The organism is Paenibacillus sp. FSL R10-2796, from assembly GCF_037965315.1.
Classification (GTDB): Bacteria; Bacillota; Bacilli; order Paenibacillales; family Paenibacillaceae; genus Paenibacillus_AQ; species Paenibacillus_AQ odorifer.
Genome location: NZ_CP150178.1, coordinates 1216432 through 1239004, shown reverse-complemented (window position 1 = coordinate 1239004; position 22573 = coordinate 1216432). Strand labels below are relative to the sequence as shown.

Annotated in this window: 21 protein-coding genes; 8 read left to right on the top strand and 13 right to left on the bottom strand. The window is 44.5% G+C overall.

The window, feature by feature from the left end:
• Window positions 1-273: 273 nt before the first annotated feature.
• On the bottom strand, window positions 274-2628 hold the full coding sequence (locus tag NST58_RS05455; RefSeq protein ID WP_076194207.1) for a YhgE/Pip domain-containing protein: 2355 nt from the start codon (window positions 2626-2628) through the stop codon (window positions 274-276).
• A gap of 212 nt (window positions 2629-2840) precedes the next feature.
• Entirely contained in the window at window positions 2841-3416 is a 576-nt protein-coding gene (locus tag NST58_RS05450) for a TetR/AcrR family transcriptional regulator (protein ID WP_076129243.1), read from the bottom strand.
• A gap of 265 nt (window positions 3417-3681) precedes the next feature.
• Between NST58_RS05450 and NST58_RS05445 the strand changes: the two genes are divergently transcribed.
• The gene (locus NST58_RS05445; RefSeq protein ID WP_076129244.1) at window positions 3682-4869 is read left to right on the top strand and encodes a glycosyltransferase; all 1188 of its coding nucleotides are present in this window, start codon (window positions 3682-3684) and stop codon (window positions 4867-4869) included.
• 65 nt (window positions 4870-4934) lie between these two features.
• Here the strand turns inward: NST58_RS05445 and NST58_RS05440 are convergent, their stop codons facing one another.
• The 3 genes from NST58_RS05440 to thpR all read right to left on the bottom strand — a co-directional run bounded on the left by NST58_RS05440 (window position 4935) and on the right by thpR (window position 7299).
• Window positions 4935-5618, bottom strand: a complete 684-nt coding sequence (locus NST58_RS05440) for a metal-dependent hydrolase (protein WP_339246627.1) — start codon at window positions 5616-5618, stop codon at window positions 4935-4937.
• A 74-nt stretch (window positions 5619-5692) separates the two neighbouring features.
• Window positions 5693-6619: a cell wall hydrolase gene (locus NST58_RS05435; protein WP_076185046.1), complete on the bottom strand. Its 927-nt coding sequence runs from the start codon at window positions 6617-6619 to the stop codon at window positions 5693-5695.
• Between the two features lie 77 nt (window positions 6620-6696).
• On the bottom strand, window positions 6697-7299 hold the full coding sequence (gene thpR / locus NST58_RS05430; protein ID WP_339246625.1) for an RNA 2',3'-cyclic phosphodiesterase: 603 nt from the start codon (window positions 7297-7299) through the stop codon (window positions 6697-6699).
• A gap of 89 nt (window positions 7300-7388) precedes the next feature.
• Between thpR and NST58_RS05425 the strand changes: the two genes are divergently transcribed.
• Together NST58_RS05425 and NST58_RS05420 are read left to right on the top strand one after the other, a co-directional pair.
• Window positions 7389-8345 (top strand): D-2-hydroxyacid dehydrogenase, encoded by a 957-nt coding sequence (locus NST58_RS05425; protein ID WP_280753492.1) that lies wholly within the window; start codon window positions 7389-7391, stop codon window positions 8343-8345.
• 78 nt (window positions 8346-8423) lie between these two features.
• Entirely contained in the window at window positions 8424-8939 is a 516-nt protein-coding gene (locus NST58_RS05420; protein ID WP_339246622.1) for a GrpB family protein, read from the top strand.
• 75 nt (window positions 8940-9014) lie between these two features.
• On the opposite strand, the gene dgt is transcribed toward NST58_RS05420, so the two are convergent.
• Window positions 9015-10424, bottom strand: a complete 1410-nt coding sequence (gene dgt, locus NST58_RS05415; protein ID WP_076185043.1) for a dGTP triphosphohydrolase — start codon at window positions 10422-10424, stop codon at window positions 9015-9017.
• A gap of 278 nt (window positions 10425-10702) precedes the next feature.
• Here dgt and NST58_RS05410 point away from each other — a divergent pair, with 278 nt between their 5' ends.
• Entirely contained in the window at window positions 10703-11452 is a 750-nt protein-coding gene (locus NST58_RS05410) for a polysaccharide deacetylase family protein (RefSeq protein WP_076129284.1), read from the top strand.
• A gap of 66 nt (window positions 11453-11518) precedes the next feature.
• Entirely contained in the window at window positions 11519-12517 is a 999-nt protein-coding gene (locus NST58_RS05405) for a helix-turn-helix transcriptional regulator (RefSeq protein WP_339246619.1), read from the top strand.
• A gap of 378 nt (window positions 12518-12895) precedes the next feature.
• Here the strand turns inward: NST58_RS05405 and modB are convergent, their stop codons facing one another.
• The 5 genes from modB to NST58_RS05380 form a co-directional block, all read right to left on the bottom strand.
• Window positions 12896-13552, bottom strand: coding sequence for a molybdate ABC transporter permease subunit (modB, locus tag NST58_RS05400; protein WP_172628881.1), 657 nt, complete (start codon window positions 13550-13552; stop codon window positions 12896-12898).
• 40 nt (window positions 13553-13592) lie between these two features.
• A complete protein-coding gene (gene modA, locus NST58_RS05395) occupies window positions 13593-14381 on the bottom strand; it encodes a molybdate ABC transporter substrate-binding protein (protein ID WP_339246616.1) in 789 nt (262 codons plus the stop codon).
• Between the two features lie 512 nt (window positions 14382-14893).
• Window positions 14894-15859, bottom strand: coding sequence for a WYL domain-containing protein (locus tag NST58_RS05390; RefSeq protein ID WP_076185040.1), 966 nt, complete (start codon window positions 15857-15859; stop codon window positions 14894-14896).
• Window positions 15860-16058: 199 nt separating this feature from the next.
• On the bottom strand, window positions 16059-16745 hold the full coding sequence (locus NST58_RS05385; RefSeq protein ID WP_076185039.1) for a hypothetical protein: 687 nt from the start codon (window positions 16743-16745) through the stop codon (window positions 16059-16061).
• Window positions 16746-16935: 190 nt separating this feature from the next.
• Window positions 16936-17622, bottom strand: a complete 687-nt coding sequence (locus tag NST58_RS05380) for a M50 family metallopeptidase (RefSeq protein ID WP_076304991.1) — start codon at window positions 17620-17622, stop codon at window positions 16936-16938.
• 225 nt (window positions 17623-17847) lie between these two features.
• On the opposite strand from NST58_RS05380, the gene NST58_RS05375 reads away from it, so the two are divergent.
• Together NST58_RS05375 and NST58_RS05370 are read left to right on the top strand one after the other, a co-directional pair.
• Window positions 17848-18315 (top strand): hypothetical protein, encoded by a 468-nt coding sequence (locus tag NST58_RS05375; RefSeq protein WP_076304990.1) that lies wholly within the window; start codon window positions 17848-17850, stop codon window positions 18313-18315.
• A 49-nt stretch (window positions 18316-18364) separates the two neighbouring features.
• Window positions 18365-19069 (top strand): AIM24 family protein, encoded by a 705-nt coding sequence (locus NST58_RS05370; protein ID WP_076185036.1) that lies wholly within the window; start codon window positions 18365-18367, stop codon window positions 19067-19069.
• 94 nt (window positions 19070-19163) lie between these two features.
• On the opposite strand, the gene NST58_RS05365 is transcribed toward NST58_RS05370, so the two are convergent.
• Window positions 19164-19619, bottom strand: a complete 456-nt coding sequence (locus NST58_RS05365) for a Dps family protein (RefSeq protein ID WP_076129259.1) — start codon at window positions 19617-19619, stop codon at window positions 19164-19166.
• A 187-nt stretch (window positions 19620-19806) separates the two neighbouring features.
• Window positions 19807-21285 (bottom strand): potassium/proton antiporter, encoded by a 1479-nt coding sequence (locus tag NST58_RS05360; protein ID WP_076137164.1) that lies wholly within the window; start codon window positions 21283-21285, stop codon window positions 19807-19809.
• Window positions 21286-21479: 194 nt separating this feature from the next.
• Between NST58_RS05360 and NST58_RS05355 the strand changes: the two genes are divergently transcribed.
• On the top strand, window positions 21480-22544 hold the full coding sequence (locus NST58_RS05355) for a GNAT family N-acetyltransferase (protein ID WP_339246608.1): 1065 nt from the start codon (window positions 21480-21482) through the stop codon (window positions 22542-22544).
• The last annotated feature ends 29 nt before the right edge of the window (window positions 22545-22573 follow it).

The window sequence follows — 22573 nt, the reverse complement described above, 5'->3', positions numbered from 1 at the left end:
CCGAGGTATCATCAGCGCAATTTAAACTTTTTTATGATGCTGATTAACAATTGTTTTTGCATCACAGCTTTAGCGAGTAAAAGTTTAAAAAAACTTCATGTTGCATAATTATACATAAATAACGCATAAGTGCATATGCAATGAAAGCGTTACAAGATTTTTCACTCCTTCTAATATGTTTGCAAGAAAAAGGGTTTTTATGATTTTAAATCAAAAAAAGCGTCTCCCAGAGGAGACGCTTTTTTATACTTTTTTTTCAAAAAATTTATCAGTTTATACAGTCAAAACTTGTTCACTATTCACTCCAACTTCATTCTCACGGCTACGTGTCATGAAGTAAGCGAAGGTAAGAGCAAGGAATCCAAGACCAAAGATTGCCAGGATACCTACATCTCCCCACATTGCACTGAAATCACCTGTAGAAATTACTGCTTTGAGACCACTAACTGTGTAAGTCATTGGAAGCAGTGGATTAAAGAATTTCATCCAGTCAGGGATCAATTCAAGTGGGAATGTTCCGGCACTAGTTGTTAATTGGAAAATCAGAATAACGATAACAACGAAACGTCCCGGTTGATCCATCCAAGTAACAATCGCTTGAACTACCCATGTGTAAACTAAGCTTGTTAAGAATGTAAATACGAAGAATAGCGGTTTACTTTGTACTTCCAGTCCAAGTCCGTACAATACAACCACAGCAGCCAGCATAGACTGGATGAAGCTCATGATTGTGAAGGTAAGCGTACGGCTGATGAAACGGTTCATACGGCTAGCACCAAGGACAGCCGAATCACGCATTGGAATAACAATTGTTGAAATCAAAGCACCTACAAACAATCCAAGGGATAGGAAGTAAGGAGCAAAACCTGTACCATAGTTCGGAACATGATTCACAACTTTATCCTCAACCACAACTGGTTGTGCGAACATTTCCATCATTGCATCTGTTTTGTTCACACTGCCTGTTTTTTCAGCAGCATCGCCAAGCTTAGTTGCCAGTTCTGTTGATCCAGATTTCAGATCATCCATACCATCTTTCAGCTCGCCTGCGCCATCAGCCAGTTTTTTCGAACCATCTGCTACCGCACTGATACCGGAACCTAGTTCGCCTACACCGCTAAGCAGTTTTGAGGTACCATCACCAAGTGCTTTACCGCCTTCAGCCAGCTTGCTGCCTCCAGCTGCAGCTTCTTTAAGCTTCGCACCAAATTGTTGCATTCCTGCATTCAGCTTATCGCCACCAGCTACAAGTGCAGATGCGCCTTGTGCCAGTTTTTGTTGTCCTGTCAACAGCTGTGTGCTACCAGCATTTAATTGCTTAGCTCCATCATGCAACTGAGTTACACCAGCAGCTACCTGCTGTGAACCCGAGTGCAGTTGAGTTGCACCTTGTGCCAGTTGCTCTTGCCCACTGTGGAGTGCAGTAGCACCCTGTGCCAGCTGCTCTTGGCTTTGTTGCAGTTGCTCACTGCCTTGTGCCACGGCTGCACTAGCTGCCAGCAGCTTCTGTACCGCTGGATTTTGTGCCAGCTCAGGACTAGCCTGTGCCAATTGCTCCAATCCTTGAGCTACCGCTTTAGCACCCTCAGTTACCTTCGTGCTGCCTGCGGCGGAAGCTTGCAAACCCGCTTCCAGTTTCGCGCTGCCATCTACGGAAGAAGTTAAGCCCGCTTCCAGCTTCGCGCTGCCATCAACTAAAGATTGTGTTCCTGCTTGTAGTTTAGAAGTACCATCCACAGCAGACTGTGTTCCCGCCTGAAGCTGTGTAGCACCTGTTACAGCTTGTTTCAAGCCGTCACTAAGCTGTTTACTGCCGGCAGAACTTTGTGCAACACCGTCTTGAAGTTGCGTATGTGCAGTAGACAATTGTTGCAATCCGCTTGCCAACGTGGTTGATCCTGTTTTAAGCGCCGTAGCACCTGCATTCAAATCAGTCACACCTTGTGTAAGGGGTTCTACACCATTTTGAAGTTTACCTGTACCATCTGTCAGTACAAGTAGATTATCTTTCAGCTTCAAGGCTCCGTCATCTAGCTTACCAGCGCCATCAGCGATCTTGGAAGCACCATCTCCGGCTTCGCCCAATCCATCAGATACTTCTGTAATCTGATTGAATACAGACTCAACATAAGCTTCTGTTACTTTAGCAGATACTTTATTTTTAATTTCTGCTACAGCCGTACCACCGATCTGACCAGCCAAGAAGTTATAACCTTCATTTGGCTCATAAATAATTTTTGCCGGCTGTGGTTCATCATCCATAAGAGTAGTAGCTTTAGCAGAAAAGTCTTCCGGAACAATGATCGACATATAATAAGTATTGTCCTTCATTCCTGCTTCCGCTTCTTCAAGGGAAACGAAGTTCCACTGGAAGCCGTCGGTTACCTTCAACTCTTCTATAAGATCATTACCGGCTTGTAGTTGCTTGCCTTCATAATTAGCGCCGACATCCTGGTTGACCACAGCAACCGGAAGTTCATTCATCTTGCCATACGGATCCCAGAATGCCTTCAGGAAGAATCCGCTGTACATCACCGGAATAAATAGGATAGCAATCATCGGAATCAGCACCTTCGGATTTCTAAGGGCTGCTCCAAGATCCTTGGTAAATACGGATAATGATTTCATTCTGGTTCTCTCCTTATGAGCTTATGCTCTCTTTAAAATGCTTTGTTTGCGAAATATTACGTAACACTAAGTGACTGTTTTCCCCATTCGGTCAATTCAGGGTATAAAAAAATGCCTTGCGGCTCTTCTTCAATGCCTAATCATCTTGAGAATTGTTAAGGGAAAGCGAATCGAGTGATGCTGAGAACGCCATCCCTATCCTGAATCAACCCTTACTGTGCCAATCCTTCGGCGAGAAACAAATGAAAATACATCTTGATCTGTTCCTTGTCCAAGGGAGTATGTGTTTTATTCAGTTCAGCAGTCAATACAATATATAATCTGAACATGACTACCGAGACGATTTTGGGATCGCAAGGTTTGATTTCTCCCTGTTGGAGCGCTTGTTGCACCTCCCGTTCTAAATATTCTAAAACTACGTTCTCGATCTTCTCGAGTCCTTCTCCAGCCTGCGGCGTACCGAATTCGCGATTCTCCTGGGAAAGTTTTATGAATAGCTCCTGCTCACTTCGAAACTCAAGCAGAGCATCCAGCACACGATGCAAGTTATCAAAGAAAGGTCTGTCTCGCCTGATCTCCCGTTCAGCTATCGTCTTCATTTCCATCATCATATCGCGCAGGATCTCGTCAAACAATTGCTCTTTGTTTGTAAAAAAGGTGTAGATGGTTCCCTTACCGACATTTGCAATCTTAGCAACCTGATCCATTGTAGTTGCCTTGTAGCCAAATAATGAAAAAGATTTCGCTGCGGCCTGAAGCACCTGCTGTCTTCGATCCACCACTGCCACCTGTGCACACTTCCTTTCTCCAGAAAATATCGTTCCCGCTGACTTCTGACCACTTTACTAATCCGGTCAATTGGTCATTCACAACTTTATCATGTTGTTTTCTAGTTTGCAATACTTTGGGCGAACCTTTTATTTTTTTATTTATTGCAGGGTTTTAACTTTCTATTTACGTCTTACTTGTATAATGTGAGTATAGTATAGATTTCCTAGTATAATTAGAAGAAGGAAAGCATCTCTATAGAAAAGGAAAGTAGCAGGTGAACTTATGCGAAAGAAAAGAGTACTGCTGTTTTCGGAAGGCTTCGGTACGGGCCACACAGGAGCAGCCTATGCTCTGGCCGAAGGAATAAAGCTGCTGAATCCGGATGTCCAGTGCCGAGTCATCGAGCTGGGGAAATTTCTTAACCCGACGGTCGCCCCTTGGATTCTTTCCGCTTACCGCAAAACAGTTAGCAGCCAGCCTAAGCTGGTCGGCATGATGTATAAGACACAATATCATAAATCATTGAACCCGTTGACTAAAATGGCGCTTCACCGGATTTTTTATACACATGCTTCACAGGTGATCGAACAGCTAAAGCCTGATTTGATTATCTGCACTCATCCCATTCCGGCTGCGGTCATTTCCAGACTAAAGCGTCGTGGATTAAATGTGCCTCTGTATACATTAATTACAGATTATGATGCACATGGGAGCTGGGTAAATTCCGAGGTCAATCGTTATCTCGTATCTACCCCACGTGTCAAATCCATTCTGACAGGCCGTGGGATCGCTCCAGAGCTAGTAACCGTGACTGGCATCCCAGTGCATCCAAAGTTCTGGGAACGCTCCAACAAGACGCTGCTGCGCAAGGAACTGGGATTGGCTGATATCCCAACCGTACTCATTATGGGTGGAGGTTGGGGGTTAATGTTCGGCAAAGAGATTATGCATTCCCTCACCGCCAGAATGGATGATATTCAGCTCGTCTTCTGTATGGGCAGTAATGAGAAGCTAATCGCCAAAATGAAGTCCAATCCACTGCTCAATCATCCCAATGTTAAAATTCTGGGATATAGCAGTGAAATCAATAAATTGATGGATGCCTCAGACCTGCTGATCACGAAGCCTGGAGGGATGACCTGCACAGAAGGTCAGGCCAAAGGAATTCCGATGCTTTTCTATAAAGCTATTCCAGGTCAGGAAGAGAAAAACTGCCAATATTTCGTAGAGCTTGGGCTGGCAGAGGTGCTCGACTCGGAAGTAGTGAACAAATGGTTCACTATGATGCTTCGTGAATATTCAGTTCTGGAAGAGCAACGCAGACGACGTCTCGCTCCAGATAAACATCAACCGCAAAGCTGTGCGACTACTGTTCTGAAGATGTTAGGTAACCCCGTAAGCGAAGCAACTGAAATCAGAGGCTCTAGAGCGCAAGCACGTAATGAAGAACCTGTATGTATTACACCTTAAAGAATAAGCAGGTAGTCAGGGAATTTCCCCCGGCTACCTGCTTTTTTTAATATAAATCGGATTGGTTAAAATTCTACACTCTCACCAGCTTTAAGTGGGAAACCTTCCACTCCCTCTTGGTGCAGGCGATCGCAGAAATCAGCACCATCCTGAGCAATATCCGGAAATGTATTGTAATGTAGCGGGATCACCTTATCCGCCCGCAGCCAGCGTGCGGCCAGCAAGGCGTCATCCGGTCCCATGGTAAGCATATCGCCTATAGGCAGAGCTGCCAGGGCAATCGCATTCCTTTCTCCAATGAGGCGCAGATCACTGAATAGCGCGGTATCCCCCGCATGGAAAATCGTCTTGCCCTCAAACGTCAATAAAATCCCCGCGGGTTGTCCAGCATAAATCCAAGAGTCGCCCTCCTGAATGGATGAGGAATGAAATGCCTGCGTAAATTTCACAGTCATCCCGGCATAGGTATGACTACCACCTATATTCATGTGCTTTACCTGTGCACCCTTCATCCGGCAATATTCGGCAAGCTCAAACACCGCAAAGATCGGACAATCATTCTGCTTGGCAATTTCGACAGCATCTCCAAAATGGTCAGAGTGGCCGTGAGTAAGCAGAACGGCATCAACGGAAATATCGGCAGGTGAAATACCGGAGTTCGGATTGCCTGACAAAAAAGGGTCAATAATAACCTTCACGTTCCCCGTCTCTACCAGCAGAGCTGAATGTCCATAATAAGTGATTTTCATGGTTATCTTCCACCTCCAGATTCATATAGTTTAGTTTACCCTATATAGCGCTGAGGTTCACAGATCCACCAAATTTATTTATAAAAAGTATGATTGCCAATGGTTTTAACATAAGTCTGTGTATGATGTACGGTCAGATCCTGTGCAAGTTTTAGCGACAAGAAAAAGTAAGTATTATCGGGAACTTCCTTTACTCCGGAGAGTGCAGCATTCACCGCTTTAATACTATCATCGTTAGGCTTCACACGGTTAAGACGCCCGTTAGCTACAGGGCTGAACTGGCTCTTCTGATAAATAACCTTATATATCGTGTCGGGGAAATTGGCTGACCGCAGCCTATTCAGAACAACGTTGGCAACTGCCACCTTGCCCTTGTACGGTTCACCTTCCGCCTCTGCCATTACAATTTTTTGTAGCAGAAGCAGTTCTTCTTCGGATACAGCGTAGCGCCGGGTTGCTTTACTTTGCTGCTCCTGGCTTAATAGCTCTGTCCGAGAGAAGTACAATGTTGTGAGGGGATGTTTCTGAGAAGCCGAGACTGTCTTCGCTGTCGCCTGACTACTCTTTGTTGCTGTTTCCGCCAATTGCGACGCTTTTTGCGCAGCTGGCTTGGATTGTACTACATCAGCCTTCACCCGAATAATGGAAACGTTCGATGTGTTTTTTGTGTTTTTTTGTTTTAATTTTTTTACACTAAGCCATTCCACACCCTTCGCCGGTTTCCAAGCGGAACTTAAAAGACTGAATGTGTTATTAAGCTTATTGGCTTGTGTAACTTCAGTAATGCCCCTCGTAATGCTACTCGTTATACTAGACTTCGATTCATCTTGCAAAAGAGAAAGTACGGATGCACGGCTAGTGGATTGCAACTTATCCATCTGCACCCTGTCCACCTTCCCTTCCGCAACTTGTTCGGGTTGCAATAAGCTTATGGCAGAGAAACACACTAGTATAACGCCAACGAGCAACGCAATATAGCGGTTTTGTTTAAAAATTAACATGATATTCCTCCTATTTCACGGCACATTCCTATTGTATGTAACCGAAAACGGAAGCTTTGAAAACTTTATTATCGATTTTAAACTGTAAACTTTTCAATAATTTCATACATAGGAATGGCATACATTCTGGTAGCATACAACACAAAACTATCAATCGTCCAGTCTCTCTGATAGTTTTTTAGGTTCCAATCATCATCCAATTTCAGTAAATTTTCCAGCAATTTATCATCATATGAATTTTTTCCCCGGTACTTTCGAGCCACAGTAAGATGCGGTTTATAGGCCCTGGATTCGCCTGAAAAACCTAGTGGAAACGTCACTGAATGCACTCTGGCAGCTAATTGATTTAATGCCTCTATTTCGCCGGAAACCCCTATCCACAGGACTCTTGGGGAAGCTGGAAGACCAAATGTGTCCCATTTGTCCAAAGAGAGATTGAAGGGTCTGCCTTGCCCCGCAGTCTTCCTCAAGGATTTCACTAAATCTGGAATTTTGGCCTTTGGGGTATCTCCTAAAAATTGCAGGGTAATATGATAATCTTGCGGATTTGTCCATTTAGCAAAATCAAAATTTTCAGATAGCTTTGAACATGCCTGCGCCACTATTTCTTGCAGCTCAGAAGGTAATTTCACAGCTAAAAAAAGCCGTTCTGATTCGTTCTCTGATGCTTTAGCATCCATGGTCAATTTCACCTTCTCCAATAGATTTGGTATTCTTAACCTATAACATGATCAATATCCATTAAACCACAAAGTAGGAGGAACACATCATGACTAAGTCTATAGTATGTCTACAACCACTTACATCTCAGCAGCAGGAAAGGATCAAAGCGGCTGCCCCAGGCTATACATTTACACAAGGAGACGCAAAAAATCCGGATTTGCAGCTGCTTGCAGAAGCAGAAATTGTAATTGGCTGGGCAAAAGGTATTTCGGATACACTCCTTCGCCCCGAGTCCTCCCTTCGCTGGGTTCAGTCCTGGTCTGCTGGTATTGAGAAGCTTCCTCTCGATCGTCTTAAGGAACAAGGAATCCTGCTCACCAGTGGGAGCGGGGTTCATGCCGAACCTATTTCTGCGGTAATCTTCGGGTTCATACTTCTCTTCACCCGTAATTTGCATACAGCTGTACGCAATCAGCAGAACCGGATTTGGAAATCTGATGGCAGTGAAAGCGAGCTGTTCGGTAAAACAGCCGTAATAGCTGGAACTGGAGCGATCGGCAGTGAAACCGCCAGAATTGCTAAAGCCTTCCGGATGAAGACTATCGGTGTCAGCCGTTCCGGTAAGCCAGTCGCAGACTTTGATCAAATCTATACAACAGATCGTTTATCCGAAGCTGTAAGTCAAGGCGATTTCATCATCAATACCCTTCCTATTACCGATGAGACCAAGCATTTATTTAATGCCACCAGCTTCTCCGCGTTTAAAGAAGGCTCCTATTATATTAACATTGGCCGGGGCGCAACTACCGATACAGAGGCGCTGATCGATGCATTGAATCGCGGACAACTCCGTGGCGCTGGGTTGGATGTTTTTGAGACTGAACCCCTTCCGCAGGATCATCCGCTTTGGTCTATGGAGCAGGTTATTATCACTCCACACTCCGCTGGAATTACAGATCAATACGCTGACCGGATCGTTAATATTTTTACCGAAAATGTGAAGTCTTACTTATCATCAGGCACGCCTTCTCTAAACCTTGTTGATTATGACCGGCAATATTAATAATAAGCTTTACAAAACAGGAACATCTGTTCTATAATAAGAAAATCCAAAGTTATCCATAAAGAGAGGGTTAGTGCAATGAAGGTCACGGTCACAGAATTTAACGAACAATGGGGTCTAATGTTCAACGAAGAAGCTCAGAAGATTAAAGATATCTTTGCTGATGCCCTCGTTGATATTCACCATATTGGCAGCACTTCTGTTTCCGGACTCAAAGCGAAACCAATCATAGATATAATGCCTGTATTACGAAATATCGAAGCTGTAGATGAGTTCAACCAGCAAATGACAGCACTTGGTTATGAATGTATGGGTGAGTTCGGTATCAGTGGCAGAAGATATTTCAGAAAAGGCGGAAATAGCAGAACCCATCATGTTCATGTCTTCCAAATGGATAATAAGATAGATATCGGTCGTCATCTGGCTGTAAGAGACTACCTCCGATCACATCCGGAGGCGGTTAAACAGTACGGAGATTTAAAAGATACTCTTGCCAAACAATTCCCAGAGGACATTGGAGCTTATATAGACGGGAAAGAAGAATTCGTGGTTAATCTTGAAAAAACTGCATATGAGTGGTATTTAAATCAATAATCCTTATAAAAATAGCCCCTGCTGTTCATTTAGATCATCCTAAATGAACAGCAGGGACTACTTGTCTAAGAGCCTCTAATCCAAATCATAAATCGAGCCGACTTTCAGTCCGTACAGTTCATTATATATTTTCTCTGCAAAAGCATCAGTCATCCCTGCGATATAATCAATCACCATATGCTCCCAGGTCCAAATCGGCTTTGCCTGCTTCTGATCTTTCTCAAAGCGCTGCAGCCAATCCGATGGAATAATGGCTTTAGAGGTCTGTGGATCCAGAAATGCTCCCCATAGTCGGCGCAAAATCCACTCACTACGTTTCTGCAGCCGCTGCACACGCAAATCACGGATCATAGTGACCCATGCGAAGCTTTTCAACACACTGACGGTCCGCAGCATATCTTCATCTTCTTTTCCTTCCTTTATAAAGGTGACCTTCTTCCAGTCTCCATCTTGGATCACTCCCAAGCTTGCGACAAAGGTACTTACCCAATAAGCCTTAACTTCACGTCGAGTGCGGGAATAGTCGTTTTCACAGGTTGGCATTTTTTCCTTCCAAACCCGAAGAAATGAACTAAGCACTTCCTCGACCTTCGCGCGAATGCATTCCTCTTCCCAGCCCTTCCAGAAGAAATCCTCGAGCGTGGTGATTTTCTCCACGATTAACCGTTGGATATAAGAATCATGCATAAAGTGTTCATGCACTTCAATCTTTCCGGCTTTAATCCCATCCTCCAGATCATGTGCAGAATAAGCGATATCGTCACAAAGGTCCATAAGCTGAGCCTCCAACGTTTTCTTACCTGCTGGTATTCCCCACTCTTTGCGGATCTCCGAAATATATCCCCATTCGTGCAGGTACATCCCCTTCTTCAGCGAGGTGCCGGGAAAAGGATACTTATTTATGCCTAGCAGCACAGCATCCGACAGATTTAGGCCATCAATATTTTCACGCTTCTCCAGAAACATAATCAGCCGATAATTGTGGGCATTGCCTTCGAAATGCTCATAACGTTGCTTCATCTGCTCATGGATCAGCAGCCGATCCACACCCGTTGCGCCTGATTGCAGCGCAGCTTCGTTAGTTTTCTTTTCAATAAGCTGTTCCAAAATATTATCCAGCACTTCTTCCCCTTTATGTCCAAAGGGAGGATGGCCAAAATCATGAGCGATAGCTGCGCATTCCACTACCTCTGGATCGATAACAAGACCCGGATTCTCCGCCTTAGTGGTTTCCACTTCTGGATACGATCGCAGCAGACTTTTCGCCGCCTCACGGGCAATCTGCGCAACTTCAAGTGAGTGAGTCAGACGCGTACGGTAATAATCACCGGTCCCTGCTCCGAATACTTGTGATTTACCTTGTAGCCTACGGAAAGTAGGCGAATGAATCAGGCGTGAATAATCACGCTCATAAGCAGCTCTCGACGTTTCAAGGCGGGTAATCTCCGGATATTGCCGGTGTTCTCTTTTTTCAATAAGTGTCATATTCCCACCCCTAACCAAATGTCTGTATATAGTACTTCATTATAAGGCATTTTCATAACTATTTTCACATCAAAATACAAAAGCTAATTTAATTATAAACGGGCATGTCGATAACTATGTAATCATCAGAAGCCAAAATGAATCTCATAACCTGTACATGAAGGATAGTAGAAAGAAGAAAGAGCACAAAAAAAGACTGGTTGTCTATACAAAACTTAAACTATGAATATACCGACCCCCAAAAGGAGCACTCTAAAATAAAAAAAACAGGTGAAATGATGAAAACTCGCAGCAAAATTATGATGATCACCCTTACACTCTTTTTATGCTTCACGAACTCTGCTCTAGGCAGTCCAAGCAAAAACCGCGACTACTACGAAAAAAGAGGAGACATGATTTGGGAAGTACATACTAACCAAAAAGTGATTGCATTGACGTTCGATGACGGTCCTGACCCTACTGAAACCGATCAAATCTTAAAGGTATTGAATCAATACCATGCGAAATGTACCTTTTTTGCGATAGGAAAAAGAATTGCAGCCTATCCAGAGGTAGCGAAACGAGTGATTGCTGAGGGGCATGAATTAGCTAACCATACCTACAATCACGTTTATTTTAAAAGACCTATTAATGAAGCCCAATTTGAGCAGGAGCTAAAATTGACCGAAGAAGAGATTATAAAAGTCTCCGGTAAACATAGTTCACTGTTCAGACCACCAGGCGGCATGTATGACGAGACCTTAGTAGATCTGTCTAACAATATGGGCTTGAAGCCAATATTATGGTCCTGGCATCAAGATACACGTGACTGGAATCGCCCAGGGGTATACAGTATTTCGAACAAGGTCATTCGAAATGCACGTAATGGAGACATCGTTCTGTTTCATGATCATGTGCACGGGCAGTCACAAACTAGAGAAGCGCTTAAAATTATTTTGCCCGAATTAGAAAAGAAAGGCTTTCGATTTGTCACTGTCTCTGAGTTGATCAAATTATCCAGTACACAACAGGCTGGGAAACAACAATAGCCTAATTGCACAGGACTTCAAAATAGGGTAGTCTTGTCCTAATATGAAGTTCTGGAGGCTTTTGTGATGTCCGATAATACATCCTATACGACAGAGGAAATTGCCCGCTTATTAAAAATATCAAAATTAAAAGTATATGATCTAATTAAAAAAGGGGAGCTCCCCTCCTACCGTGTAGGAAAACAAATGCGCGTGGATCAATCCGATTTGGAAGCCTACAAACAAAATACACGGAGTGGGGTGTCTACCGCTAACCCTACTACTATAATGGGCCAGACTCCACCAGCAATCCCCTTGGCCTTTTCCGGTACAAATCCAGCTCAAATGCCAGCACAATCTCCTCACCTTAAAGCTGTAGGACACAGCTTGGTGATTACAGGTCAGGATATGTCACTGGATATTCTAGCTACCTATTTAGAACGGGCTCTGCCTACTGAACGTCCTCTTCGTTCTTATGCCGGGAGTCTAGACAGCCTGATTGCCATGTATAAAGGGGAATCGGACATTGTCAGCACACATTTACTCGACGGGGATACTGGAGAATACAACCTACCCTATATCCGTAAAATACTCGTCGGATGTTCTTATGTTGTAGTTCGCCTGCTAACCCGAAGTGCTGGTTTATACGTACAAAAAGGGAATCCCAGAGGTATTCAGGAATGGTCTCACTTAGAGCAGGATGGACTCACGCTGATCAATAGAGAACGAGGCTCAGGTGCACGCGTATTATTGGATGAACAGCTTCGATTGCATGGCATTCCAGCAGCCAGCCTATCAGGCTATATGAACGAGGAGAACAGCCATTTGGCAGTTGCCGGTAAAGTGGCCCGGGGAGAAGCTGATGTAGCCATCGGCACCGAGAAAGCCGCTAAGATTGTCGACGGCGTTGATTTTATTCCTATGATTCAGGAGTGCTACGACCTGGTGATGATAAAAAAACCGGAGCATGAGCAATGGATCGCTGCCGTGATTGATATTTTGCGTTCACCAGCCTTCCAGAATGAGCTTGGATCCATTCACGGATATGATCTCACGGAAACTGGGACGATAATTTATGAGACTTAATGGTCGCAGACAGAAGAAGGAAGCAATCTGCAGAAGCGTTTAACTGCATTTCGTACAACTATATTTCTTTGAACAACTCGCAAATTAGATATAACTGTATTTGGTACACCTATTTCTTTTGATTTACTACCCCATAGGCGTCTTTTCTAGTTTTAGTTGTATAGAATACAATTAAAACTAGAACGTTCCCTTATGCAGACCGAATAACTGTATAGAATGCAGTTAATTCACAGACTCCATCAAAATTTGGCGGCGCTAAAAGCTGCATCAAAGTCGCCGGGTTTCCACTTGCCCAGCATCTGCTCAAGCCGCCCGCTTCAAACCAAAAACACCAGGCAGCAACTCTCCCATAACCGGAGAATCGCTGTCTGGTGTTTTTTAAGAACGCCGATTCACAAACATCAGCATAGCGGCTGAAATAACAATAATTGAGCATACCCACATCCACGCGAGCGTCATATTGCCTCCATCTACCGCAACATAGATCGCTGTGGGTAAGGTTTGCGTACGGCCCGGAATATTGCCAGCTACCATGATGGTAGCGCCAAACTCCCCAAGACCGCGGGCAAAGCCAAGAACATAGCCGGCTGCCAGCGACCGGCCCGCAAGCGGCAGCGTGACATAGCGCAGTACCTGCAGTTCACTTGCCCCTTGTGCCCGCGCTGCATCTTCAAGATCTGCTTCTATCCCTTCGAAACCCGCCTTCACTGTGCGGTATACGAGTGGAAAAGCTACAACTACAGCAGCGATAACAGCTGCCCCCCATGTGAACAGGATCGTCTGCTCCGTCATCTGTTCATACCATCTGCCGATCCAGCTTCGTCGGCCTAAAATAACTAAAAGTACAAATCCTACGACCGTCGGCGGCAAAACGAGCGGAAGCAGCATTATAGTCTCTACCAAGCTGTGGCCGGGAAACTTCCGGCCTGCCATGGCCTTCGCAGCAGCTGTTGCCAAAATGAATACAATAATGCTGGTAATCACAGATATTTTTACGGAAAGCCATACCGGGGCGAAGAAATCAGTCCAATTTATTTCCAACCTTATTCCACCCGCTTCTACTCGTAATTTCTATTTAAGGAAGCAGGAAGCCATAACTTACAAAGATATCATTAGCTTCCTTGCTCTGAAGGTAACTATACAACTCCTTAGCTGCCTTTTGATTCTTCGAGCTCTTCACGATGCCTGCCGGATAATTAATGGCTTTGTGTACATGTGGACCGACCGTCAAAGCGATTTTAGTTTTCTTTGAAGTAAGTGCATCTGTCTTATAGACAAAACCGGCATCGGCATTTCCTGTTTCTACATAAGAGAGAACCTGACGCACATCCTTGGCGAATACGAGTTTGCTTTGCAGCGGATCCCATACCTTTTTCGCTGCCAGCGATTGCTGAGCATATTGACCCGCCGGCACAGATTCAGGCTGCCCCACTGCCACCTTCTTAAAAGCTTTATCCGTAAGCTGAGTAATCGTAGTTAATTTGACCTTTGAATCTGAGGGTACAACTATAACCAATTGATTCTTAAGCAGAACCTTATGATCGGAGATAAGTCCACCTTCCACCAGTGCATTCATCTGTTTATCACCTGCAGAGAAGAACAGGTCCGCCGGGGCCCCTTGCTCAATCTGCTTTTGCAGAGTGCCGGATGCTGCATAATTAAAAACCAAATCAATATCGGGATGTTTCTTTTCATAAAGGAGAGCAATCTTATCCAGGCTGTCTTGCAAACTAGCCGCTGCGGAAACAATAATTTCGGTCTTCTTGGTGGCTGCTTGCACCTCTACACCTGAACCTGCAGATAAATTTACAACCAGAAGGATTGCCAATATCCCCATCACGGAGAGTGCCCATTTCTTAAACATTTCCATTCCTCCCAATTTCGTATGTATATATTTAGATGCTATTCTAGCATACAGTTTTTCGTTTTTCTACAACTACAGTTGTGTTTGGATATGTTTAGTTATATATTGTTATAATTAGACAATATATAACGATGATTTTGGCTTTTTGCACACAAAAAAGATGCCTTTGACGCCCCTAAATAGGGCTGCAAAGACACCACACGAATGATATTAATTCTTCACGTTAAAGCCCAGTACCGTCAACATAATGGATAATCCACTTCCCCAGGAATCTCACCCGGATTAATATATTCATTTTTAAGAATCAAATGAATCTAGAGAATAGCTTTCTTCTGTATAAAATTGAACAAAGGTCAAATTCGAGGATAAAAACAACTCTATAAATCGCAATTATGTTATTTAATGTATGATGATATTATAAAAAGACTCACCAAACAAGAGAAATATTCTATAATTTTTGATTTGTAACAATATATGTAAACGAATATTTCATTTGAAGGTGAGAATCCATCTTATTTATATTGTGATATCCATTTCTCCAACTGCTGCCTGAGCACTTCCCGATAATATAACGGCTCTATGATTTCTGCATCCTCTTCGAATCTCTTAATCCAGCGGACAAATGCAATATCTTGTTCCAACGCGACTTTAAAATAACAACACCGAGCTTGACGGTCTACTTTATTCGGCTTATAGGGCAGATCCTCTCTCTTAAGCCCTTCCATGATTCGCTCCGAAAATTTCACTTTAAACTCTACCTGCAAACTGTCGCGGTCAAGTGACCATTTTTGCTTCATAAAAGCTTGCAAATCAAATGATTCCTTTGAGAAGCAGCGGTTTAGTGGCTTCACGTTTGAAAAATCGTTGATATGATATGTACGAATAACACCCTGATGATGGCAAAATCCAATGAGATGATAACGATTTTCCAGTGGGACTAAACAATAAGGATCGATGGTTATTTCTTTCTCCTCCACTGCATTCTCACAATAATTCGCTTGAATACTCCTCTGCTTTAATAAAGCCTCCAATATAGGTGTTAAAAAAGATTGATGCTCCATCTGTGCACCGCTTCTTTCCAACCAGCTTGTACCTGCTTCTCTTCTTGCACGTTCTATCGTTTCTTCCCGCTCCGCCTTTCGCTTGTATTCAGCTGCAACTACTTTTTCATAAGCGCCTTCAAAACCGATAGGCAGAACGGGTTTAATATCTTCCATAATATAGCGTAGTTGCGAAAACGCAGACGCCTCTTCTTCCGACCAATCCAAAGGATAAAGTGCAAAATTGCCAATAAAAGCATAGCCTTTTCCATGTCCAAGGTGGGTTATAGGAATATGCATGGCGCTAAGCGCGTCCATATCCCGGTATATCGTTCTCTCGCTGTTGCCGCAGCGTTCCGCCAATTCACGGGCTAATATCCCTGGCTTGGCTTGAACAAGTGTAATAATGCGCATCAGTCGGATTAATCGGTCTGTCATATTCAGTTCCCCTTGATTTATGGTTAAATAGACCCATTATTTTATGAAAAAAAGTAATAGTGTGATAGAACTTTTTTACTATGTTACCACATTTTATATTACAATTCTTCTGATTATTTTCCGCCGAACCCGCTGACAAAACAAATTTATGTATAGGTCTTTTTTCGTCAATATGCATCTTCTAGTTGTATGTCCTATATCAATTTCCAGTAGCAGTTTTCCCCCGCTTCTGATACTCGAATCCAATCTGTTTATACAACATTTCGGCCTCTTTAAGTAGTAAAGGATCTCCAGAACGTACGGCTAGTAATAGTAATTTATCTGCGTGACGGCAAAGCATTTCATGAGCTTGACTATGTTGTCCTTCATTTTGCAACGTGGTTGCCTCCTCAATCGTTTCAGCTGTTTTTAACAATTCCAGATGTTTCTCTACGTGAAAGCAGCAGGTTTCACTCAGAACCTGAGTATGATGGGTGTATTCTAGCTCAAGAACCTTTACTGGAAGCTCTTGAACACGCTCTACGGTTGGCTTTTTATATTTCCACTGTAAGGAAAGAGCTTCATATCTACCTGCAATAGTAGTAGAGATATTGAATTCCAAAGCAATAAACTTTCGTTGCCCCGTTTTTATTTTGCCAAGCTTAAGAAGTAGCGATCTGCCCTCACCGACTTCAAACTCACACCCATACGAACGCTTAAAAGTTACATGGGGTTCAAGCCAAACTCGCAGCTCAATTTCACGCGCAACCACTTTATAACTGCTGGGTCTGCTGTGCTCTGCAGGTATATTCCCTTTCCATTCGACAAGCAAAATAACCTTACGATTGCCGCCTGCAAAAATACGATTTTGACTCCATGTGAATACGGGATGAATACTTTCTATCATTATTTCCACCTCTTTCTTTTTTTGGGTCTTCTATTAATGTACCAATAATGGCGGACAACTCCATGTCATGGAATGTATGTTCGGTTCTATATTATCGACAAAAAAAGAGTCATTCTACATGCTTAGTAGACTGACTCTTGTAAAAACAACTCCTTTTGTCTATTTATGACGAAAATTTTATGTTTTTTTCTCATCGACTCCCTAATTTAGTCTGCATTCGCTCTCGCTTGAAAAATAGTCCCAGTGCCCATTTGGCACACCACAGAGAAAATATAAAAAACAGTGTGGCCCAAAATATAGCGGGTATGGGAGTCATTCTTGCCAGATTGCTGGCATCTCCTGCACGGGACGGTGATACAGCAGCCGCGTATACCAGAAATAAACTTCCCATTACAGACTCCTCCAAGGTTAAAAAGGCCAATAACAAATAATAATATTTGCTGGCCGTCTTCCAAACCAGCAGCATTAGAATATTTAGCGCAATAAATCCGCCCAACCACATCATGCCAAAGCTTCCTCGCACGTATAGCAGGAGCATAATCAACGCCACACCCGTAGCTAAGATAAGGCCCCAATCATGGCGTCCCTTACTGTATAAATAGAAGAGCAGAAGTGCAAATAAGGAGGCTAGCAAATAACCCGAGAGGGAAACTAATATTGCCTTGCCCCCTTCTTGAATGGCTGAATAGGTTACACCGCTATGATCGGCGTATAATTCAATCCTCAGCACACTACCCGACAGTAGTAAGGTCATCAGAGCATGCCCAAATTCATGAATCATCGTGTCTAAATTCCGAAACAAAGATGAAAATGGGATGAATCTAGTCAAAAAAGCAGATCCGATCAGAAGCAATATTGTTTTAAGCCATTTGTTCAATCGACAGCAGCCCCTTTCGTCCAAAGTATACGATAAATAGTACCTCTTCTCAATCGAGATAATCACGGACTGATCGTGTTTAATAATGAGTAAACGAAAACCTTAAGGAGGTAAAAATTACTTTCATTATAAGCATTACCAGTCCCATGGCGTACGCTGTCAGAAGCTGTCAAGCTGTGTTAAAATAAAAGAACTACAAGCCTAAATTGGGTGGTGATTATATAGATGAAACGACATAAATCCCGAGCATATCTACAGCTGTTATATTCGCTCCTGTTCTTGCTGACGCTTACTGTATGCCTGCCAGCTCCTGTAGCAAAAGCTAATATATTCAGTGATATCTATAATGGAGTTAAAAATTTCTCCGAGCTGCCAAACGAAGTGAATGAATTAAAGGAAGGTTTTCAGCAAACCGCTGAAGAGCTTCAGCAGGCAAAGGATAAGCTCGCGAATACCACGCAGGAGATAGAAGCTTACCGGATACAGAACGAAAGCCTACAAGAGCAGAATCGCCAACTAACGCAGATGGTTGATGAATTAAAAAATGACCGGACGGCACGCGAAGAATATTATCATAAAATCAAAGTGACTATTTTTACAGGGATTGGACTAATCCTAGGTTATTTTATACTGATACGTTTTATTCGTTTCAGCATGCTTTACCGTTCGCGAAAAGGCGACCGTCTGCGTTAGTCTTACGTATTCATTGAAGATCACAGTCACAGCATGAGGGAGATGAACTATGAACATCGATATCCAAGATGAAAGCGACAGTGGAAGCGGACAAGCCGTAGCCTTCTCCCTTGGGGAGAAAGAAGAGGTTCATATACTCCATCCACAACAAATTATCGCTTATCAAGGTCCTTCCTCAGGACGAGCGGACAGATTTATGGATGTGAAGGGCATATACCGCAAGCGAAAGTTGATTCGTTCCGATATGGCAGGTCCTTGCCATTTCGTCGCCGCCCTTCCACCAGGCTATCGCATAAAAATCCTGCAGCTCGATGGCAAAAGCGATCTGCTGTACGACTTTAAGCATCTCTTCTTCTACAGTATAGGTATTTCACTGGAGACCCGGGTGCTAAGCATGAAGAATGTGCTCGTTACACGGGATATTGTAAAGGTGAAATTCTCGGGCAATGGCATGATTGGCATACTGACGGAGGGTACGGTCTGTGAAGCTGTACTGCACCCGACCAACCCCCTTTATGTCGATGCAGGCAGCATTATTGCCTACCCTGAGAATGCCAAGCTGGAGCTCACCGTTTACGGCAACCATTTGGCTAGCCAGCATATGAGCTATCACTGGAAGATGACAGGTCACGGGCCTGTGCTGTTTCAGGCAGGACGTCAGAACCGCCGATTCGAAAGAGATAACAACGATGATGGAATTGTTAAACGATTTCTACGCGAGGTAGTTCCCTTCGGGGGTGTGTTTATTAAATAGTTGTGTTCAGTAGTAAAACAACAAAACAAAGAGCGCCATGCGTATCCTATATGCAGGCGCTCTTTGTGGTTCTATCCTTTATAAGAATGTTGTCTTAGGCGATAAAAGCATTCAACATCCAAGCATGTTTCTCAATGCTGCTTCTAATACCAATCAGCAGATCCGCAGTGGGTTGATCAGCCAGTTCTTCTGCAGTAGCAATCGCAGCCTGCAGTTCTTTAGAAACAGTTGTAAAGTCTCTAACCAGCTCCATTACCATACCCTTGGCATCTTCGCCGCCACGAGCTTCCTGTAAATCGGAAAGCTCCAGATATTGTTTCATAGAGGAGGCAGGTTGTCCACCAATAGCAAGCAGGCGCTCAGCCAAATCATCTGCATAACCAGCAGCTTCATTGTAGAGTTCTTCAAACTTCTCATGCAGCGTGAAGAATTGGGATCCGCTAACATACCAGTGATAATGATGAAGCTTTACCCCAAGCAGGAACCAGTTCGCGGTCTGGCGGTTCAAAGCAGCGTGCAGTTCAGTTTGGCTCTTTAGTTGTGTAGTCATTAATAAAACCTCCTATGGTTAATTTATTATATTGTATTTAGACTCGTTCTAAATCTATATACAATTTAACACATCCTTTTGCTTTTTGCAACCACTCTGAAGATTTGCATGTTGCCGATTCTAGCATAACTTTTGTTATAACGCCTATTATCTCTGTCACACTCTGGATAACGTCCTCTTTCTAGACTTAAATCAAAGATATATTTTCCTCCGCCGTCTTCCCTTTCTGACTCCGGAAAAAAGCCCTCATCTCATCGCGTTTGCTCTTTGGACTTAAGACATATACAGTATCCCCTGGCTCAATGACGGTACTGCCATGGGGGGTGACAATGCTTTTATTCCGGATAATAGCAGTAAATAAGATATCATCTGGCAGTCCGATATCGGAGATTTTCTGCCCGGCAATGGGCATGTAAGGTTCAATTCCTATGTGGTTGAACTCGGAATCCGTCTTGCCAAGGGCGACCAGCTCCATCAGTGATGGCTGTGCTGAATCCTCTTGCCCCACCAGCTTCAACCGGGAAGCCAGCGGTGAAATGCTTGTTCCTTGAATCACTGCTGAGGTCAGCACGACGAAGAATACTACATTAAAGAACAGTCGGCCGTGGGGAAGATTAGCTAGCAGCGGATAGGTTGCCAGCACAATTGGAACGGCTCCGCGCAGGCCGGCCCAAGAAATTAGTGTTTTTTCACGAATAGAGAATCTGGAAAAGAGCAAGCTTATAAACACTCCTATTGGCCTTGCCACAACCATCAGAATGACGGACAGCAATATACCTTGCCAAGCCACCTCTGCCAGCTCCTGTGGAAATACCAGTAGACCCAGCAATATAAACATAAATATTTGCATCATCCAAGCAAAGCCATGACTAAAATTCATAATGGTTCGATGATACATCAGCTCGGAATTGCCAAGGGTAAGACCCATTACATAGACAGCCAGCAAGCCGCTGCTATGAACGAGTGCAGATAAGCCGTAGGTTAGGACAGCAAATCCAATTGCCAATACCGGGTAAAGTCCCGTAGAATCCAGGTTAATTCGATTGATAAGATATACTGCGACTTTACCAAGTACAATCCCTATCACCAAACCAACTGCCATCTCCCATATAAAGGACAGCACAAGTCCCCATATCGCCATATCCGGATGCTGAATCCATTCGATCAGCGATACTGTCAAAAATACCGCCATAGGATCGTTGCTGCCTGATTCCGCTTCGAGTGTCGAGGTCAGTCGTTTGTCAATATTCTTACCGCCTAATACCGAAAAGACCGCAGCAGCATCAGTCGAACCCACGATAGCTCCGAACAGAAAACTTTCTGCCCATGACACCTCAAGAATCAGCTTAGCGAACACCCCAACGATAGCTGTCGTTAACAATACGCCTACCGTGGATAAGGATAATGCCGGCCGAATAATAGGCTTGATATCCTTAATACTGGTCTGCATCCCACCTTCGAACAAGATAACAACCAGCGCAAAAATCCCAGCCATTTGTGTTAAGGAAGCATTGTTAAAAAAGATAAATTGACTCAGTACCATCCCCGCAGCAAGGAAAAGCACTAGAGCTGGCATTCCAAATTTAGTGGAGAATTTGGTGGAAAACACACCTACAAGTAAGAGAGCTGCCAGCAATAATATGATATTATCTGCAAGTTGGGTCACCGTTTATTCACTTCCCTTTCGCTTCTAGCTTAAAATATAAGCTTCCTTATTTATGTACGTTATTACCCTTATCCACCTCCTTTTGAGACATTGAATAATATAAGCAGGATTGAAGATTTCATCCGCTGGGGCTTATACTTAAAATAATTCCTTTCTACCCTACTCGTATTTACATATAAGGAGGCTGACTGTATATGCAATTGAGATTAATTAAACCTGCGGAGCTGGAGCAAGCCGCTCTTCTAGCCCATTCCATCTTTCGCCAAGTCGGCGACACTTCTATGAAAGAGCTGTTTCCGCTGATTTTTAGCCCTGGTTACACTCACTCTTATGCAGCCGTTGCCGAGGACGGTAACATCGCTGCTTTTATGGGATTGGTGCCCTCCACGATCTGCACTGGAGAAGCTCTCCTGAACGTGTTCTCCATCGGCGCGGTTTGCACAGATCCTGCTTATCGCGGCCAGGGACTAGCCGGTCAGCTTCTACAGCTATGCCAGACCCATGCTGCGAATGCCGGCGCATCGCTTATCTTTGTCTCGGGTGACCGCTCGCTGTATACCCGAGCGGGATGCGTACCGTTCGGCGGTACGCAATTTGCCGAGCTGAACGCAAGCTCGGCTCACGCACTTGCTGCCGCAGCAGGGGAAGAATGGACGCTGCGGCCAATGCAGCCGGGCGACTTCTTCGCCGTCAACCGGCTGCTGAATGAACGCGAAGCCGGACAGGTGTACAGTCCGGGTGAGCTGGCGCTGCTGCTGGGTGCCGAGGCTTACGCGGGTGTGCTGGGCTTGTCCCAGCGCACACTCGTAGCCGTGCGGAACGGCAGCATCGAGGGGTTCGCCGCGATGGCTGTGCCCGCGGCGGATGTGCCGGCGCCGAGCCCAGCGACGGCGGTGGAATGGGCCGGCCAGCCGCAAGCGGTAGCGGCGTTGCTGGCCAAGGCGGCTCTGTGCAGCGGCGTTGGCACGCTGCAAGTGCCTGTGCCGTGGCAGGAGCGCAGCCTGCTCGCGCTTCTGCGGGACGCCGGCGCCTCCTTAAGCGCCGGTGCGAACAGCGGGACGGTCTGCATCGCAGACCGGGAAGCGCTTTTGCGGCAGACGGAAGTATGCCGCAAGCGTAGCCTCGACTTGTCGTCTGTGGACGACAAGGAGCTGATCTCGCTGCTGTTTGATCCAGCGAGCCCGCTTCGCACCTCTGATTCCTTGGGGGAATCAGAGGCAATCCCTTTACCTTATATGTCAGGCCTCCATTTTATTTAAAGCACAAAAATAACCTCAGCGGGAGAAGG

Excerpts from the sequence above, each read along its gene's own strand:
- NST58_RS05385 (WP_076185039.1), bottom strand. The coding sequence starts at position 16,745 with ATGATAGAAAGTATTCATCCCGTATTCACATGGAGTCAAAATCGTATT.
- NST58_RS05455 (WP_076194207.1), bottom strand. The coding sequence starts at position 2,628 with ATGAAATCATTATCCGTATTTACCAAGGATCTTGGAGCAGCCCTTAGA.
- NST58_RS05445 (WP_076129244.1), top strand. The coding sequence starts at position 3,682 with ATGCGAAAGAAAAGAGTACTGCTGTTTTCGGAAGGCTTCGGTACGGGC.
- thpR (WP_339246625.1), bottom strand. The coding sequence starts at position 7,299 with ATGGATGCTAAAGCATCAGAGAACGAATCAGAACGGCTTTTTTTAGCT.
- NST58_RS05355 (WP_339246608.1), top strand. The coding sequence starts at position 21,480 with ATGCAATTGAGATTAATTAAACCTGCGGAGCTGGAGCAAGCCGCTCTT.
- NST58_RS05390 (WP_076185040.1), bottom strand. The coding sequence starts at position 15,859 with ATGACAGACCGATTAATCCGACTGATGCGCATTATTACACTTGTTCAA.
- NST58_RS05425 (WP_280753492.1), top strand. The coding sequence starts at position 7,389 with ATGACTAAGTCTATAGTATGTCTACAACCACTTACATCTCAGCAGCAG.
- NST58_RS05420 (WP_339246622.1), top strand. The coding sequence starts at position 8,424 with ATGAAGGTCACGGTCACAGAATTTAACGAACAATGGGGTCTAATGTTC.
- NST58_RS05370 (WP_076185036.1), top strand. The coding sequence starts at position 18,365 with ATGAACATCGATATCCAAGATGAAAGCGACAGTGGAAGCGGACAAGCC.
- NST58_RS05440 (WP_339246627.1), bottom strand. The coding sequence starts at position 5,618 with ATGAAAATCACTTATTATGGACATTCAGCTCTGCTGGTAGAGACGGGG.
- NST58_RS05365 (WP_076129259.1), bottom strand. The coding sequence starts at position 19,619 with ATGACTACACAACTAAAGAGCCAAACTGAACTGCACGCTGCTTTGAAC.
- NST58_RS05375 (WP_076304990.1), top strand. The coding sequence starts at position 17,848 with ATGAAACGACATAAATCCCGAGCATATCTACAGCTGTTATATTCGCTC.
- dgt (WP_076185043.1), bottom strand. The coding sequence starts at position 10,424 with ATGACACTTATTGAAAAAAGAGAACACCGGCAATATCCGGAGATTACC.
- NST58_RS05410 (WP_076129284.1), top strand. The coding sequence starts at position 10,703 with ATGAAAACTCGCAGCAAAATTATGATGATCACCCTTACACTCTTTTTA.
- NST58_RS05435 (WP_076185046.1), bottom strand. The coding sequence starts at position 6,619 with ATGTTAATTTTTAAACAAAACCGCTATATTGCGTTGCTCGTTGGCGTT.
- modA (WP_339246616.1), bottom strand. The coding sequence starts at position 14,381 with ATGTTTAAGAAATGGGCACTCTCCGTGATGGGGATATTGGCAATCCTT.
- NST58_RS05405 (WP_339246619.1), top strand. The coding sequence starts at position 11,519 with ATGTCCGATAATACATCCTATACGACAGAGGAAATTGCCCGCTTATTA.